At 51.7% G+C, this 16,199-nt stretch carries 15 protein-coding genes; 11 read left to right on the forward strand and 4 right to left on the reverse strand.

What is annotated here, in order from left to right; all coding sequences use genetic code 11:
• Positions 1-11: 11 nt before the first annotated feature.
• Positions 12-3,344, reverse strand: coding sequence for a GH36-type glycosyl hydrolase domain-containing protein (locus MKX63_RS11470; RefSeq protein ID WP_341017163.1), 3,333 nt, complete (start codon positions 3,342-3,344; stop codon positions 12-14).
• A gap of 405 nt (positions 3,345-3,749) precedes the next feature.
• On the opposite strand from MKX63_RS11470, the gene MKX63_RS11475 reads away from it, so the two are divergent.
• The 5 genes from MKX63_RS11475 (at position 3,750) to MKX63_RS11495 (ending at position 9,289) form a co-directional block, all read left to right on the forward strand.
• Positions 3,750-4,685 carry an ABC transporter permease gene (locus tag MKX63_RS11475; protein ID WP_341017164.1) on the forward strand — a complete coding sequence of 312 codons (936 nt, stop codon included), beginning with the start codon at positions 3,750-3,752 and terminating at the stop codon, positions 4,683-4,685.
• Positions 4,686-4,712: 27 nt separating this feature from the next.
• Positions 4,713-5,609 (forward strand): carbohydrate ABC transporter permease, encoded by an 897-nt coding sequence (locus MKX63_RS11480; RefSeq protein WP_341017166.1) that lies wholly within the window; start codon positions 4,713-4,715, stop codon positions 5,607-5,609.
• Between the two features lie 79 nt (positions 5,610-5,688).
• Positions 5,689-7,260, forward strand: a complete 1,572-nt coding sequence (locus tag MKX63_RS11485) for a DUF3502 domain-containing protein (protein WP_341017167.1) — start codon at positions 5,689-5,691, stop codon at positions 7,258-7,260.
• A 65-nt stretch (positions 7,261-7,325) separates the two neighbouring features.
• Positions 7,326-8,348, forward strand: coding sequence for a LacI family DNA-binding transcriptional regulator (locus tag MKX63_RS11490; RefSeq protein ID WP_341017168.1), 1,023 nt, complete (start codon positions 7,326-7,328; stop codon positions 8,346-8,348).
• Between the two features lie 44 nt (positions 8,349-8,392).
• Entirely contained in the window at positions 8,393-9,289 is an 897-nt protein-coding gene (locus MKX63_RS11495) for a sugar phosphate isomerase/epimerase family protein (RefSeq protein ID WP_341017169.1), read from the forward strand.
• A gap of 72 nt (positions 9,290-9,361) precedes the next feature.
• Here the strand turns inward: MKX63_RS11495 and MKX63_RS11500 are convergent, their stop codons facing one another.
• Positions 9,362-9,541 carry a hypothetical protein gene (locus tag MKX63_RS11500; RefSeq protein ID WP_341017171.1) on the reverse strand — a complete coding sequence of 60 codons (180 nt, stop codon included), beginning with the start codon at positions 9,539-9,541 and terminating at the stop codon, positions 9,362-9,364.
• 172 nt (positions 9,542-9,713) lie between these two features.
• Here MKX63_RS11500 and MKX63_RS11505 point away from each other — a divergent pair, with 172 nt between their 5' ends.
• The 6 genes from MKX63_RS11505 (at position 9,714) to MKX63_RS11530 (ending at position 14,027) form a co-directional block, all read left to right on the forward strand.
• Positions 9,714-10,112: a hypothetical protein gene (locus MKX63_RS11505; protein WP_341017173.1), complete on the forward strand. Its 399-nt coding sequence runs from the start codon at positions 9,714-9,716 to the stop codon at positions 10,110-10,112.
• Between the two features lie 202 nt (positions 10,113-10,314).
• Positions 10,315-11,502 carry a hypothetical protein gene (locus MKX63_RS11510; RefSeq protein ID WP_341017175.1) on the forward strand — a complete coding sequence of 396 codons (1,188 nt, stop codon included), beginning with the start codon at positions 10,315-10,317 and terminating at the stop codon, positions 11,500-11,502.
• A gap of 361 nt (positions 11,503-11,863) precedes the next feature.
• Positions 11,864-12,181, forward strand: a complete 318-nt coding sequence (locus MKX63_RS11515) for a hypothetical protein (protein WP_341017176.1) — start codon at positions 11,864-11,866, stop codon at positions 12,179-12,181.
• A gap of 116 nt (positions 12,182-12,297) precedes the next feature.
• Positions 12,298-13,077 (forward strand): SDR family NAD(P)-dependent oxidoreductase, encoded by a 780-nt coding sequence (locus MKX63_RS11520; RefSeq protein ID WP_341017177.1) that lies wholly within the window; start codon positions 12,298-12,300, stop codon positions 13,075-13,077.
• A gap of 221 nt (positions 13,078-13,298) precedes the next feature.
• Positions 13,299-13,631, forward strand: coding sequence for a DUF3139 domain-containing protein (locus tag MKX63_RS11525; RefSeq protein ID WP_341017178.1), 333 nt, complete (start codon positions 13,299-13,301; stop codon positions 13,629-13,631).
• Between the two features lie 129 nt (positions 13,632-13,760).
• Positions 13,761-14,027 (forward strand): hypothetical protein, encoded by a 267-nt coding sequence (locus MKX63_RS11530; protein WP_340752076.1) that lies wholly within the window; start codon positions 13,761-13,763, stop codon positions 14,025-14,027.
• An 83-nt stretch (positions 14,028-14,110) separates the two neighbouring features.
• Here MKX63_RS11530 and hpt read toward each other — a convergent pair whose 3' ends face one another.
• Both hpt and MKX63_RS11540 read right to left on the reverse strand, forming a co-directional pair.
• Positions 14,111-14,638 carry a hypoxanthine phosphoribosyltransferase gene (gene hpt, locus MKX63_RS11535; RefSeq protein ID WP_341017179.1) on the reverse strand — a complete coding sequence of 176 codons (528 nt, stop codon included), beginning with the start codon at positions 14,636-14,638 and terminating at the stop codon, positions 14,111-14,113.
• A 30-nt stretch (positions 14,639-14,668) separates the two neighbouring features.
• Positions 14,669-16,183 carry an IMP dehydrogenase gene (locus MKX63_RS11540; protein ID WP_341017181.1) on the reverse strand — a complete coding sequence of 505 codons (1,515 nt, stop codon included), beginning with the start codon at positions 16,181-16,183 and terminating at the stop codon, positions 14,669-14,671.
• Between the last annotated feature and the right edge of the window lie 16 nt (positions 16,184-16,199).

Consider the following 16,199-nt stretch of genomic DNA (forward strand, 5'->3'; position numbering starts at 1 on the left):
CGTACTGAAAGTTATTGTGTTACATAGAGATGCAGCTCATCGCCGGGCAGGCTCAGCAGGTGATTCTTGGCAATGCTTACCGCGCCCGGGCGGTATGGATTCGGCAGAACCTGGCCGGTAACAGCAACGCCTGCTGCATGCACTTCCGGGGTGAGGGCCTCACCTGCGCTGATGTGATAGACGAAGGTTATCTTCTTGCCGAAGCACTCATAAGTGAAGCGCAGGCCGTCAAGGCTGGCCGGAAGGACTGGATCGATAATCAGCTCTTCTTCACTGAAGCGGATACCCAGAACGGCTGAGATCAGCTGATTGAGATAGATCCCTGGACCGCTGGAATACAGCCGCCAGCCGCCCTTCACTTCTACGCTGCCGTCACGCAGCTGGTTGAAGTTCTCCTGATAGTTGTAACGGTCAGGGAAGTCGCCGTCCGAGCTGCTGAAGTACATGTTGCTCTGGCGCAGCTGGGCATTTGGCACGCTCTGCCGGATGTTGATCGGGTTGATCTGGAACAGGCCGTCCCAGGCCCGCTTCGCTTCGCCCAGCTTGGCGGAAGCTTCGATATAGCGGATATGGGCATGTACATATTGCAGGCTGATCTCGCGTCCCACGCTGGCTGCTTGCTCTGCACGGCGGAAGATGGTGCTTACGCCGCCTTCATAGCGGGCAGGACGGTCCATAAGACGCACGCCGTCCGGGCAGTTCAGGTGTTCATCGATCAAGCGCAGATTGGCTGCCGCTTGCTCCGGCGTAACCAGCTCGGCAATAATGCTGCGGGTCATCGGCAATAACCTGTAATGAATGCCGGTCTGCTGATCCAGCGGATGAAGCATATAATCAATGCTGCCGTCCTCCTGGAAGTAAGCGAAGCCGGCGATCACGCCGTCTTTGATCAGGAGGGTCCGGAATGATTCCTTCATCTCTTCAGCCATAGCTGCCAGGCTGGCGGAGAATTCAGGATCGGCGGAAGTCACCTGGGACAGATTGCGGATCACCTGGAAGGCGAGCGCGACCGTCCATGCGCTGACCAGCTTGGTCTTGAGCGCTTCATTGGCTGGCTGCAGGGTGTCATCCCAGTCGCCGCCGGCATAGTTGATCAGAGCAGTGCCCGGTATGAAGCGTTCACGGATGGTCTCTACGGCAGCCTTCACATGCTCAAGGACCGTCTCGGTCTGCTGGCTTGGCTGAGCGTCCGCCAGATGGTGATAGCCGATTTCATCGTTAAGAATCGCGTAGTCTCCGGTTGCCAGGATGTAATCGCTGATGCATTTCAGCGGCCAGAGCACAACGTCGCCATGCCATTCATGGGCCTGAACCGGATGCTGGTCGAACATGAACCATTGCGGCCATTCCTTGCTCTCCCACAGCTGATGCGAATAGATCTTCAGCAGAACATTGCGGGCCAGCTCATAATGCTGGGTCATCAGGAAGTACTCCATTGGCCCCTGGCAGACATCGCGTGTCCCCCAGGCTGCTCCGCCCGGCTGTTCAAGGCCATGCGGCATGATGAAGTGGGTCATCGCATTATGGGTGTACCACCATGCCGTTTCATTCAGAATATCGATCCGTGACTGCTCGGCTCCATCCAGCTCAAGCTGGAAGCCGGAAGTGAACGAAGCGTAGAATTCGTTATACTGTGCCTGCTCCTTCTCCAGTGTGTAAGGGGCCGTCAGAGGAAGAGCCTCTGCTGCTGTAAGTCTGCCCTGAAGCACGAGCTGGAAGCCGGAAGACTGCGTTACCGACAAGGTAAGCAGAGTGCCATTGCGCGGCTGTCTGTCGGCATAGAACATCCGGTCGTCACTATACGTATAGGAAGTTCCCGGCAGCTGGATATCGAAATGCAGGCCCGGATAAGGAAGCTTTTGAAGCAATGCTTCATCAGGAAGCAGCTGCAGGATGCCGTCCTTCTCTTCCACCCGTACCGGACGCTGGAATTCATGCTCGCCCATGACCAGCTGGTTCGTGATCAGATAATCATAGGATCTGCCCAGCTTCGACTGAACCTGAAGGGCAACATCCGGCTGGCCTGCTGCGGCGATCGAGGTAACGGTCAGTACATCATCCTCAAGCTGATAGTGCCATTTCGCAAAATTCACGCCCATCTCGTAAGCCGCCGGCAGTGTAAGAATCCGGTAGACCCCGTCCATGCGGACATAGATCCGCTGACCGCTGTTGCGCTGAATATTCAGCAGGCCGCGCGGCGTGGAGAGCCCTTTATGGAAGGAGGTATTCCCCACTACAGTCTGCCCGTTGAAGATACCGTACATATAGTTAGTGGAGGAGATCAGGTTGTTGTCTACCTGCTTGTCGCCCAGCAGCGAGGTGATGATATGACCATGCGGACGTTCCACCAGCAGCTCCTTAGGCTGCAGAACCACATGGACATGCCCGTCAGTGAAGAAGGAGAGCAGCTGGCCGTTCTCTATTTCCTCAAGCTTCCGGTTAGGGAAGGCAGCATCGATCTCGGCCTGTGACCACTGCGCGGAGACATAAGGCTTGCCGATATGTCCACTCAGTACAGGGACATCCCGGCTTGGCACGGCTTCCTTGCCGCTCCAGTCGATCTCTGCGTAAGCTGCCTGCAGCTCAGCCTGGAATTCGAGCTCAGTTACAGCAGCGGGATGATTCGGGCGGTATAGGCCGTAGAAGGCGAATTCTACCGGAGCCGACAGGACCATAGTCTCGGTCTGGAGTGCGGTATAAGCCAGCTCGTATTGGTAGTTACGGTTCTGCAGATTGCCGTTAAGCGCTTCAGGCACATAGCTGCCTTTATAGGAAATGCCGAAGAACTGCATACCATCTGTGGAATAGCCTACAGCCCGTGAGCCGACTACACCCTGCTGGAGATACGGGAATTCTGTTCCCTGCGGCTGGTTCTGGCGCGAGCATACAGCGTAGCCCTGCGGGCCTTCCCAGATGCTGTGATCCAGATACTGGCTCATGTAGAGCTCATTGGCGAGAATGCCGCCTTTCTCTGCAATGCCGACATCCTGGCCGTACACTACATCTACAGTCTCGCCGTTGCCGGAGAGCTGAAGCTGCCAGAACCAGATGCCGTCCTTGGCCGGTGCGAAGGTAACGCGGTAGCTGATTGCTTCTATAGAACCTTCAAAAATCAGTTTGTCATCGGTACGGGACAGCTTGGAGCCCGACTGAATACCCAGCAGCGGATAGCTCTGGATTCCTTGCTCCGTATATACGCGCAGATAGATATTATTGGAAGAGCCTTCTGCCGGATTACCCTGGAACAGATTAATAAGAGTGGAGCCCTGCGTGAATTCAAAAATATCTCCTGTAGGCAGGAATGTATACGACAGGTCATCCCGGGTTAAGGTAATCATGTTCATTTGTTGTTTGAATATCATATCGAGCCTCGCTTTCCAGTGCTTAAGTTAGGACATGAAATCGATCAGAACGGGGGAATTCATCATCAGATGTCACAAAAAAAGGGCTGACATGTCCATGTAAAGAATAAATAGAAACGTTTCCATAGGCGATACATTTCGAGTTTAGACTTTTGACCGAAAAAAGTCAATTATCTATAAAAAAAACGCCTTTTTATCTATTATGATCGATGAAATGTAATTTTATTACTTGTTATTTAAAAATAAAAAATGTTTGACAGCGTATACAAGGAAGGAGTATGCTCTGAGCAAGGGGAAACACAAAGAAATAATGGAAACGTTTCTATATGGACGAAAAGGGTTAATTAGTTGCAGTAGAATGCATTGTTCAATTTGGAGGTGGGTTCATTGGCAAGATTTGTACAATCGGGCGGAAATGTTGTCCGGGAATTATTAAAGAACAAAGTGCTGTATCTCATGCTGCTGCCTGTCATTGTGTATTTTGCTGTGTTTCATTACGCGGTAATGCCTGGCGCTTACGTTGCATTCGTAGATTACAAGCTCAACAAAGGGATCTTCGGCAGTGACTTTATCGGACTCAAGAATTTCGAGTTCCTGATTCAGAACGGAGACCTCTGGAATATCACCAAGAATACTTTGCTCTACAATCTGGTGTTCCTTGCACTGGGTAACATCATCCAGATTGTATTTGCCATCATGCTGTCGGAGATTGCAGGCAAGTGGTTCAAGAAGATCTCCCAGTCGGTTATTCTGCTTCCGAACTTCATCTCGATGGTTATCGTCGGCGTGTTCGCGTATAACCTGTTCAATTTCAACTCCGGGTTTATCAATACGATGCTTGCCAGTACTGGCTTAGACAAGATTGAGTTCTACTCCGATGCTGGAATCTGGAAATACATCATTGTCGCGTTCAAGATCTGGGCAAGTACCGGTTACGGTATGATTGTCTATCTGGCAGCCATTACGGGGATTAACCATGATCTCTATGAAGCAGCCTATATGGACGGCGCCACTACCTGGCAGCGTATCCGTTATATGACTCTGCCGATTCTGAAGCCAACCTTCATTCTGCTCCTCCTGTTCGGTATGGGCGGAATTCTCAAAGGCTCCTTCGACCTCTTCTACAATTTGATTGGAACAAACTCCGTGCTGTATCCGCAGACGGATATTATAGATACGTATGTCTTCCGGTCGCTCGTGGGACAATTTAACTTCTCCATGGGTGCTGCTGTAGGCTTCTACCAATCCTTATTCGGTCTGGTTCTGGTGCTTGTCGTCAACTTTATTGTGCGCAAGGTTGAACCGGACAGCGCGTTGTTCTAAGACAAGATGAGAAACAGGGGTGTTAATATGGCAAGTAATACTATTAAACAGGATTCAGGGAGCATTTTCATTAAGGTGATCAGCTACATTTGCATCTCCGTGTTTGCCCTGTTCTGTGTGTTTCCTTTTGCGCTGATGATCTCTTCCTCCTTCATGAATGAGCAGGAGATTGTCCGCGAGGGGTACAAGCTGATTCCGAATGAGATTTCTTTCAAAGCTTACGAATTGTTGCTCAGTAACTCCTCCAAGCTGGTGGATGCTTATCAGGTAACGATCTTTATCACAGTCGTCGGTACGGCGCTCGGGCTGTTCATGATGTCCATGGCCGGATTTGTCCTGAACCGCAAGGATTTCAAATACCGTAACTTCTTCTCCTTCCTGATCTATTTCACCACCTTGTTCAGCGGAGGACTGATTCCGACTTACATCTTGATGGTTAAGCATCTGCATCTCAAGGACAACCTGTTCGCTATGATCCTGCCGGCGGTGGTAGGGGCGTGGTCGATCTTCCTGATGCGTAACTTCATGAAGGCGATCCCGGATTCCCTGTATGAATCAGCGACGATTGACGGCGCAGGTGATTTCCGCATCTACTGGCGGATCTTCATGCCGCTGGCGGTTCCGTCACTGGCAACGATCGGACTGTTCTCGGCACTGGGCTTCTGGAATGAGTGGTATAACGGAATGCTGTATATGGACACTCAGAGCAAGTTCCCGCTCCAGTACTTCCTGCAGCGCATGATCAATCAGGCCAATATGGGCAGTCTCATCAACTCGGGGGCGGTCATTAATACAGCCGATCTTCCGACCCAATCGATTAAAATGGCTACAGCCGTGCTGGCCACAGGCCCGATTATTCTCCTGTATCCATTCATTCAGCGTTACTTCGTAACCGGTCTTACCATCGGTGCTGTTAAGGGTTAATGGACGCCTGCTTCAACTGAAGGGTGTTTGTTATAGATGCAAGATCCATATTATAGAAAAGAAAAGGGAGGCTTACCGAATGAAAGGTAAAAAGATTGCTTCTTCTCTAGCTGCTGTCCTCATGCTTACTGGAGTGCTATCCGCTTGTTCGTCAAGCAATGATGCAAATGGAAATACGGGTTCGTCGAATACTCCATCTACTTCCACTAATTCCGGAGGCGTAGACACTTCTAAGGAAGCGAAGCTGACGTATTACCTGTGGGGCAGTGAGGGAGTTACCAATAAAGACATTCTGGCTGAGATTAACAAGAAGCTTAAGGCTGATCTGAATACTACCCTTGAAATCAAATATATTGACTGGCCGGACGTAGCGACGAAGTATCCGCTGCTGTTCGCTTCCGGTGAGGCGTTCGATCTGTCGCATGCTTCTCCTGGTGCTCCTGTGTCCTACTACACCCTGGCAACTGAAGGTGCGCTGACTGACATTACCGACATGCTGGACAAGGTAGCGCCTAAGCTGAAGGCTGAGATTCCAGAATCCTCCTGGCAGAACACCAAGGTGAAGGGCAAAATCTACGGCGTACCGAGTCTGTTCAGTGAATATACGCCTGCCGGTTATGCTTACCGTACCGATCTGCTGAAGAAATACGGTATGACTGACATTAAATCCATTGATGATATGGTTAAATACATGGATAACGTGGTTGCGAATGAATCCTTCCCGCCAATTAACGGTAAGGCTGAGGATGCACAGAACATGTACAGAATGCTCGTAGATACTACAGGCATGTGGCTGAATGCACCTGGTATCTCGCTGAATGAATTGAACCTGGTCACTAAGAGCCCAGAGGATTACAAGACGGTATTCCATCCGGCCTTCACCCAGGAATTCGAGGATTGGGCTGTGAAAATGCGTGAGTGGGGCGACAAGGGCTACTGGGGCAAAGACGTACTGTCCGCTTCCCTCGGCAGCAAAGACAACTTCAGAGCCGCGAACTCTGCGGGTTATCTGACTCATGCCCAGGACTGGATCGGCCAATACGGCGGAGATATCAAGGCGCTGCCTGACTCTCCTACAGCCTTCTATACTTTTGCTGAAGCCAATAAGAAAATCAAACGTAAGATGGGTGTAGATAACTCGACAGTTATCAGCGCGAACTCCTCTAACCCAGAGCGTTCTCTGATGGTTATTGAGAAATTCATGACCGATGAAAGCTACTACAACCTGATGCAGTACGGTATTGAAGGCAAGCACTACATCATTGAAGACGGCGTGAAGAAACAGCCTCCAGGCTTCAATGAAAAGACAGACGGCGGCGGCTTCTCGGCTTGGTCGCTCAGAAACGACAAGTTCGTCATTCCTAGTGATACTGAGAATCCGATCCGTAAAGATCTGTTCGCTGCATGGGATAAAGAAGCCATTGATGATCCGTACAACGGCTTCAGCTTCGACCCGGCTAATGTAACTACCGAAATTGCTTCCATTTCGAACGTAAATGCACAGCTTGGTATTCAGCTCATGCTGGGTAAAACAAGCAAAGATCCAAAAACGGCTGTAGCAGAATACCGTGATCAGCTGAAAAAAGCAGGAGTTGACAAGGTCATTGCCGAAGTAGAGAAACAATTGGCAGAATTTACACCTGTTAACTAAAAGATTGTATAGGTTACAGGGGAGCTATATCTTATAGCTCCCTTACCTGTAAATGGGGGAGTAGAGTGGACGTAAACATTAAGGATATCGCCAGGATATCCGGTGTCGGCATCTCAACAGTGTCCAGAGTGATCAATAACAAGGGGCTGGTGAGTGATGCCACCCGGGAGAAGGTCCTGAGTGTCGTCAAGGAATATAACTATATTCCCAATTCCAATGCCCGAAATCTGAAAACAACCCAATCCAAAAATATTGCACTTATGGTAAAAGGGATTACTAACCCGTTCTTCTCCATTATGATCAAGGAGATTGAACGTCAGGTCAATCTGCGCGGATATCCGTTTCTTATCCATCAGGTAGAGGACGGCACCGATGAGATTAACGCTGCCATTCAGCTGGTGAAGGAGAAGAATCTCAGCGGGATTATTTTCATGGGCGGTACCTATAATCACTCCGAAGAGAAGTTCAAGCAATTAACCGTTCCATTCGTACTCACAACAATTACCACCTCACAGGAGGTGGACCCGTCCATCTTCTCAAGCGTAACGATCGATGAATCCAAGGAAGCCTATAAGGCAACCTCTTATCTGCTTTCACTTGGACACCGGAACATCGGCTTTCTCGCCAAATCTCCCTTACTGGAAGACACCACGGGCAGCCGCCGCCTTCTTGGCTACAAGCTGGCGCTGGAAGAACATAACATACCTTATAATCCGGGATTTGTAGAGGACTGTGAATACAGTCCAAGCTCAGGCTTCAATGCTGCACGGAGACTGCTTAACCGCGACAGAACCGTAACCGCTATCTTTGCGGCCTCCGATACGATTGCGATCGGTGCGGCCAAAGCTGTGCTTACCGCAGGCTTATCCATCCCTGATGATATTTCCATCATCGGCTTCGACGGTATTGAGATGGCTGAGTACTATCATCCTGCGCTGGATACGATCAGCCAGCCGGGCACTGAAATGGCACTGTCCAGTGTGGGCGTGCTGTTCGACCTGATTACCAAACATTCCTCCCATCAGCACATTGTCTATGATGCGGTATTGCTCAAACGGGGCTCTTGCAAGATGATTAAGAGCCGTTAACAGCAGGGCGCTGACTATAAAACCAACTGGAGTTGACAACAACAATGCAAGATTCACTGAGAATAGGGACGCTTGTACGCGGCGGTGAAGCCGTCCAGGTCATTCCGCAGATTGTGGAGCATGGCTTCGAATCCTTTCAACTGAATTTCTGGCAGACGACAGGCGGAATCGATCTGGTGGAGACTGCAGTCCGGGTCCGGGAGCTGGCGGCGGAGCATCACTTCGTCATCTCTGCTGTCGGCATCTACGGCAATCCGCTGGGCGGCGGGCCGGAGGCTGAGACAGAGGCCACCTTGGCAGGCTGGGAGCAGCTGATTGAGCACGCGCAATTGTTCGGGACGGACATTATCGGCGGCTTTACCGGCCGGCTGCCCGGCTCGTCGATTGACGAATCGCTTCCGAGATTCGCCGAGGTGTTCGGGGAATTGTCGAAGCGGGCGGCAGATAAGGGTCTGCGGATTGCTTTTGAGAACTGTGCGATGGGCGGGAGCTGGCAGAAGGGGGACTGGAATATTGCCCATAACCCTACAGCTTGGGAGAAAATGTTCAACGCTGTGACGGCAGACAATCTTGGTCTGGAATGGGAGCCTGCCCACCAGCTGACCGCGCTGATTGATCCGGTTCCGCAGCTGCGCAAATGGGTGGATAAGATCTTCCATGTTCATGGCAAGGACGCGACGATTGCCTGGGACATAGTCAAGGAGTACGGAATTCATGGTCCGAAGCCTTATGTGTGGGACCGGACGCCGGGCTTCGGGGATACGAACTGGACGGATATCATCACCATTCTCCGCCAGGGCGGCTATCAGGGCACGATTGATATTGAAGGCTGGCATGATCCGGTCTACCGGGACGAGCTGGAGATGACAGGCCAGGTCCATGCACTGAATTACCTGAAGCATTGCCGGGGCGGCACTATGATACCCAATCCGGTTGTATGAGTATACAAGAAAGACCTCATGCTTCACATCTGCTGATGTGGCCGTGAGGTCTTTTGGGTTGTAGTTATGTGATTAGATGAATCGCTTGATCGTCCAATAGGGGACGGTGAGGGTCCCTTTATTCGTTTCGATATGCAGTGCATCTGCGGAGTGGTCGATCTGGCATATTCCGGTGTACGTTTCTCCGCTGATTAAATGCACGCGCTGCCATAGATTGGAGAGAAGTGCATGCTGAATATCCTGTTTAATCATACCGTCCACTTCCTCCTTGAATGCAGTGTGCTTGTAAACCTCTGTACTTATTATTAAACACGGATAGGAGATTTTAACAGCAAAATTGGTTACAGTTTTGTACCATTTCTTATATACATTCGGCTGATGGGGGTGTATTGTTAATAGCGCTGTCTGAAGAGGGGGAAGTGCTATGAGTGATAGTCATGGATTCAAGTTGGATTATGCAGAGATCAGTGAGCGGATACAGTGGCTGCTTGGAGTGAATTCACGACTGGTACTGGTGGAGGATTCTCCTGAAGCCATTGAAGGCGGCATCTATAAGTGGGATGAGACTGGTACGGCTGGCTCCCTGGCCAAGAATGCCCTGATTGAGGATTATATGATTCTGGTTACCCGGATGCGTATGGATCTGGAGGAGCGGAATAATCCATGCCAAATGAACAGCTTCGATCATAGCTGCAAGACGGTGCTCCATTATCTGAAGCAGGATACGTACGTATGGGAGAGCTCACCGCAGGCTGTACTGAAATCTGTGAAGCGGGAGCTTACGCTGCAATACTGCATTCTGACCCAGAGTGTGAGGGTGTAGCGGACAGATATTTTATACCTAATGAATAGGCTGCATTCTGTTGCTTTAGTGACGGAATGCGGTCTTTTTAAAATATAGAATAAAAGGATGGTAAAGCCGTTTCCAATTGTATCATGTGAATCAGGAGCTCTGGTTACAATAATCATATACCTTCGGAGTAGCGTTCTGTAGAGAGGGTATATATATTTAGGAGGTGTTACCGATGAATAGAACAACCAGATTACAGCAGATAACCGTAACTCTTCTTACCGCAGGTCTGCTTACCCTGTCAGGCTGGGGAGCGGCGGCTTCCCCGGTTCAGGCGGCAGCAGCTTCGGCCGCAGCACCGGCTTGCGGGACTGGAGATCACGGACTGCTTCAGGATTTGCAAAAGGCACACAGCGGATCGGACAGCATTCCGCTTACCTTCTCGGATGTGGAGTTTCTGAATGCGAATATCGGGCGTGCAGCCGGGAACGGCTTCCTGATCGGAACCTCGGACGGCGGCTGCCATTTCCAGAAGATCTATGAAGGACAGTGGAGCTTCCAGCAGATTGATTTCCCCGATAATGTTCACGGCTGGGCGCTTGCCGCGGTTAAGGACGGACAGGCTAAATATCTGTTAAGAACGGCAGACGGCGGCTCTACCTGGACAAGGCTGTCGAACCAGGCAGTAGCCTTTGAACGTATAGAGTTCCTGGACAAGAGCCAGGGCTTCGGCTACAACCGCGCATCTACATATTATACGAAGGATGGCGGGGAGAGCTGGAGTCTGATCAAGACGCCTGCCAACACACGCGGAGCGGAATTCACCAGCCGGAATAACGGCTGGGCTGTGGTGGTCGTTCCCGGCAGCGGCTACCGGGTAATGAAGACAACTAACGGCGGAGCAGCCTGGAAGCAGGTGCTTAGTGCCTCCGCCCCTGAGGCGAATTACGGACAGATCTACGCCAAGGGCAGTCAGGTGTATGCGCTGCTGTATGGCGGCGTCGGCATGTCGCAGACCTCGTATTCCCTCTACGGCAGCTCTAATTCCGGCGGCAGCTGGAAGCGGGTGATTGCCCAGGAGACCGCAGGCGGCGGTCCGGCTCCGGGCAGCGGAGCAGCCGTAGCGAAGAAAGGCCCGGCTTCGGGCACCCCCGGGAATATGGTGCTGATCGGCACGCAGACTGCCTTCCTGGCAGGCTACCAGCCGGCAGCGGAGCAGGTGGGCATCGGGGTCACCAAGAACAACGGACAGAGCTGGAAGAATCAGCAGACCGTTCCCGGCTTCGAAGGAACGATCTCGTTCACCGATGCCAATCAGGGCTGGATGGCTGTGAAGGATATGAACAGCTCCACCCTCTATGCGACGAAGGATGCAGGCGCTACCTGGACAGCACGGTTTTCTTTTGAGACGGCTGGGCGGTAGGTTGTCCTTAAGGTAATGATGAATGACGAAGGCAAGAATGAGTGGCGAAGATGAGTGGCGAGACGGGTCTTCTCCTATGGGGGAGGGCCCGTCTTGCTTGTTGTAATAGGACACGCGCCGCTCGCCGTCTCATTGTAATCGGTTTTTCGATTACATTCGGTGTTCGCAAGCAGGCCCCCGGCCTGAATGTATGCGAAAAACACCATACGATGTGTTCGGCTGAAACGATACCGTCTTTTAAATGGACGGCAAAGTCGTTTCTACTGTAGTGCAGCAGCAGAACAGGTATTGTGGAGAGTGACGTTAGCATTGGTGTAATATTTGTGAGTAGCGGGTAATGGGATAGCATAGGGGGTGAAGCATGGTTAGACCCGTTAGAATACTCTGGATCATTGCTGTCGTCGCTAATATCGTAGGGTTGGCGCTCTTTGTCCTGCTGACGAACCCAGGGTTCAGCCAAGGGTTCATCCTGGATGTCATAAATATATTGATGTTTCAGATATTAGGCATCCCCTCTGCGGTTCTGGTTGTTGCATCGCTTCTTCTGTTGAAGTACATTAAGAAACCGCCAGGCTGGGCGGGGTACATCGGAATCTTCATCATAATAGGGGCACTGTTGTGGCTTGCGGGATATTTTCTGTTGTTTGCATGGCTGATGCTATTCGAGAACGTCCGGTAAAAATAATTCTTTACTGATCGTTCTCGAATATGCTAAGATGCGGATACGAAAGAAATTATTTTTTTGATTATATTAGAACGTACGGTCTCAAATAAAAACGATGAGGAGTGGTAACGATGGGGAAGCTTGACGGGAAGGTTGCCTTGATTACTGGAGGGAATAGCGGGATTGGGCTGGCAAGTGCCAGGTTGTTTGTGGCGGAGGGCGCCAGAGTGGTCATTACCGGCCGCAATCCGGTATCCCTGCATGCGGCGGTAGAAGAGCTGGGCGCGGAGCATGCAGTTGCTGTTCAAGCGGACGCTACTGATCCGCAGAGTGCGGTGAAGGCTGTGAATGCAGCGATAGAGGCCTTCGGCAGACTGGATGTGGTCTATGCAAATGCAGGGATCGCCGGCTCTACACCGCTGGGCAGTACAGAGCTTGCCGCCTTCGAGGAAGTGCTCCGGGTCAATGTGACCGGTACGTTCTTCACCGTCCAGGCTGCGCTGCCTCATCTAAAGGCCGGAGCCTCCGTCATTCTGACGGGCTCTGTGTTAGCCAAGGCCGGAAGACCCGGTAATTCTGCCTATGCCGCCAGCAAAGGAGCGGTCAGCAGCATGACCAAGGTACTGGCCTCCGAGCTGTCCCCGCTGGGCATCCGCGTCAACAACATCGCGCCTGGCGTAACGCGCACTCCGATCTGGGGCGAATCGGCAATGGATAACTGGAAGCAGATTGAGGCGGGCATGGCCCTTTCGATTCCTCTGGCCCGCGCGGGTGTACCCGAGGAGATTGCCAAGGTAGCGCTGTTCCTGGCCTCCGAGGATTCGTCGTACATCCAGGGCGCAGATATCGCCGTCGACGGCGGAGCCGGCAGCTCTCCGCTGGGCGCACCCATATACCGCCAGAACGCATAAGGATGGAAAGTGGCAGGAGAAGCGGCTAGTGGCAGGAAGCACCTTGAAGGGTGCTTTTTTGCGTTCAGTCTGGAGAGTAGGCGAGTAGCCGAGTGTATGCGAAAAACCGAATACAATTTGTTTGCCGGCATTCACCGGTGTGGTAAAATGAATTATCATATGTAAAAATGTGTAATTATCACTCTAAGCTAAAACTATATTTATGAATGGAGGTTATCGGCATGAGGCTTACTAACCGGGGTACGATAATTGCTGCTGTGGTACTCGTTGTCGTAGCAGGTGGGATCTACCTGTCGCTAACCGGATTACCTTATAAAAGAAGTCAAATCGCTGATGAGGTCAAAGCCTACCTGATTCATATCAGAGCATATCCCGAAGCGGATATTCAAGCGATCCGGGGAGTCTATAGCCTGAAATCGGGCGATTATGAAGCGGAGGTAAGGTATAAGGATGAACCGGATCAGCATTACACCTATGCCAAAGTGAATGGAGTGTTCAGACTCGTCGGAGTCAGCAGCATGTACGGGAGACATATCGATGAAACTTTTTATTAAAGTGTAATTTCCAGGTAAGAGGTAATCGTTCTGCGTTGTCGAATAAGAGAATATACATAATAATGGAAAAGCTTGCATGCAAGGCGGTTGTGTTGTAAACGCTCACAATAGATGCAGGAGGCGAACAGGATGGACGGTAGCAAGTCGTTAATCTATCAAATTCTCAAGACGATTGAAGAGGGCAAAGAACCGGTGCTGGAGAACCTGGAGGGAGTGACGGTCGGGGGCTTCCACAGTGCGCTTGAGCAGATTGTTGAGAACAAGCTGGCGAATAATATCAGCTTCTCGCTCAGCGGCAAAGGCAAAAAAGCGGTCCGCGTCGTGGATACAAGCGGCTCCAAATTGACGGCGCAGGGCGTAAATTATATTCATGTCCAGGATAGCCGCACCTACTAGCTATAAAATTAAGAAACAAGACAACACCCGCAGAAGTGGAGAGATGATCTCCGGCTGCGGGTGTTTCATTGCGCGGTGGCTGCCTATTCGTTAGTCTTGATGATCCAGACCTCCGGCAGATTACGGTATTGCTCGGCATAGTCGAGACCGTAGCCGACGACGAATTCGTCCGGGATATCAATCCCGCTGTAATCAATCGGAACATTGACCAGACGGCGGGAAGGCTTGCTGAGGATGGTGCAGATCCGCACGCTGGCAGCTTCGCGCAGGGCGAACAGCTCCTTCAGATGCTGAAGCGTCAGGCCGGTGTCAATCAGATCCTCGACGAGCAAGACATGCTTGCCGCGGATATCCAGGTCGATATCCTTCTTGATCGTGATGACACCGGACGAGGTGGAGCTGGCGCCGTAGCTTGCGACCGACATATAATCAATGCCAACCGGAAAAGTAATCTCGCGCATCAGGTCGGACATGAATACAGCGCCGCCCTTAAGAATACCGATCAGCACAAGCTCCTTGCCTTCGTAGTCGCGCGATATTTCAGCGCCCAGCTCCTGTACTCGCTGCTGTAGCTGGTCTTTGCTGACGAGAACTTTGGTAATTTGGCTCATGGTTGACGCTCCTTATGGATCAGGATGGGATCAGGAAGATGATCTGTCCTTTTCCTTAAGCATAACATCATGTGCGCCTCCTTCAAAGATCGTTGTCGAGGAGACAAGGGTGATTTTGGCCTTCTGCTGCAATTCCGGGATGGTCAGCGCGCCGCAATTGCACATGGTGGACTTGATTTTGCTGATGCTGAGATCAAGATTATCCTTCAGCCGTCCGGCATAGGGGATAAAGGAATCCACCCCCTCCTCGAATTCCAGCTTGCTCTCTTTATCAGCATTGCCGAAGTCATAACGCTGCCAGTTGCGGGCCCGGCTGGAGCCCTCGCCCCAATATTCCTTCACGAAGTTCCCGCCGACCAGCAGCTTGCGTCCGGGACTCTCATCGAATCTGGCAAAATAGCGCCCAAGCATCACGAAGTCCGCGCCCATCGCCAGCGCCAGCACAATATGATAGTCATAAACAATTCCGCCGTCAGAGCAGATGGGGACATAGATGCCGGTCTGCTCATAATATTCCTGGCGCGCCGCCGCCACTTCGATGACGGAGGAGGCCTGGCCCCGGCCGATGCCCTTTTGCTCGCGGGTGATGCAGATGGAGCCGCCGCCTATACCGACTTTGATGAAATCAGCTCCCGCCTCCACGAGATACAGGAAGCCCTCCTTATCGACAACATTGCCCGCGCCGACCTTCACGCTTTCCCCGAAAGTCTCCTTAATATAATGGATGGTCTCTGCCTGCCACTCCGAATATCCGTCAGAGGAATCGATACACAGGATATCTGCTCCAGCCTCCACCAGCGCCGGTACACGCTCTTTATAATCCCGCGAATTGATTCCGGCACCCACGATGAGCTGTTTGTTATCGTCATGCAGCTCCAGCGGATACTCCTGATGGCTGTCATAATCCTTGCGGAAGACCAGATGGACGAGATGGCCGCTGGCATTCACAATCGGCAGGCAGTTCAGCTTATGATCCCAGATCATGTCGTTCGCTTCTGTCAGCGTGATGCCTTCTTCGGCGTAGATGAGCGAAGCAAGCGGGGTCATGAACTCTGTAATCGGGCACTCCGGAGGGAGGCGGTTCTCGCGGTAATCCCGGCTGGTGACGATGCCCTTCAGTCTGCCTGTCGGTTCTCCGTTGTCTGTGATGGCAATAGTGGAGTGGCCGCTGCGCTCCTTTAGCACCAGCACATCCTTAAGCGTATCTTCCGGGCGCAGGTTCGAGTCGCTGAGGACGAATCCGGCTTTGAACTTTTTGACCCGGCGGACCATTTCGACCTGTTGCGTGATAGACTGGGAGCCATAGATGAAGGAGATGCCCCCGCTTTTGGCCAGCGCGATTGCCATGTTATGGTCGGACACCGCCTGCATGACCGCTGAAGTCACAGGGAGGTTCATGGTCAATGCCGGAGTCTCTCCCCGGCGGAATTTGGTTACCGGTGTGCTAAGATCCACATTTCCGGGAATGCAATCTTTGGTGGTCAGGCTGGGCACCAGCAGGAACTCACTGAAGGTTCTTGAAGGCTGCTCATAATAATAAGCCATAGCTTGTCACTCCCCT

The organism is Paenibacillus sp. FSL R7-0179, from assembly GCF_038002265.1.
GTDB lineage: Bacteria > Bacillota > Bacilli > Paenibacillales > Paenibacillaceae > Paenibacillus_AQ.

What these genes read in the sequence shown, in the direction of transcription:
- MKX63_RS11470 (WP_341017163.1), bottom strand. Translation starts at nt 3,344, where the DNA reads ATGAACATGATTACCTTAACCCGGGATGACCTGTCGTATACATTCCTG.
- MKX63_RS11480 (WP_341017166.1), top strand. Translation starts at nt 4,713, where the DNA reads ATGGCAAGTAATACTATTAAACAGGATTCAGGGAGCATTTTCATTAAG.
- MKX63_RS11485 (WP_341017167.1), top strand. Translation starts at nt 5,689, where the DNA reads ATGAAAGGTAAAAAGATTGCTTCTTCTCTAGCTGCTGTCCTCATGCTT.
- MKX63_RS11495 (WP_341017169.1), top strand. Translation starts at nt 8,393, where the DNA reads ATGCAAGATTCACTGAGAATAGGGACGCTTGTACGCGGCGGTGAAGCC.
- MKX63_RS11500 (WP_341017171.1), bottom strand. Translation starts at nt 9,541, where the DNA reads ATGATTAAACAGGATATTCAGCATGCACTTCTCTCCAATCTATGGCAG.
- MKX63_RS11505 (WP_341017173.1), top strand. Translation starts at nt 9,714, where the DNA reads ATGAGTGATAGTCATGGATTCAAGTTGGATTATGCAGAGATCAGTGAG.
- MKX63_RS11510 (WP_341017175.1), top strand. Translation starts at nt 10,315, where the DNA reads ATGAATAGAACAACCAGATTACAGCAGATAACCGTAACTCTTCTTACC.
- MKX63_RS11515 (WP_341017176.1), top strand. Translation starts at nt 11,864, where the DNA reads ATGGTTAGACCCGTTAGAATACTCTGGATCATTGCTGTCGTCGCTAAT.
- MKX63_RS11520 (WP_341017177.1), top strand. Translation starts at nt 12,298, where the DNA reads ATGGGGAAGCTTGACGGGAAGGTTGCCTTGATTACTGGAGGGAATAGC.
- MKX63_RS11525 (WP_341017178.1), top strand. Translation starts at nt 13,299, where the DNA reads ATGAGGCTTACTAACCGGGGTACGATAATTGCTGCTGTGGTACTCGTT.
- MKX63_RS11530 (WP_340752076.1), top strand. Translation starts at nt 13,761, where the DNA reads ATGGACGGTAGCAAGTCGTTAATCTATCAAATTCTCAAGACGATTGAA.
- hpt (WP_341017179.1), bottom strand. Translation starts at nt 14,638, where the DNA reads ATGAGCCAAATTACCAAAGTTCTCGTCAGCAAAGACCAGCTACAGCAG.
- MKX63_RS11540 (WP_341017181.1), bottom strand. Translation starts at nt 16,183, where the DNA reads ATGGCTTATTATTATGAGCAGCCTTCAAGAACCTTCAGTGAGTTCCTG.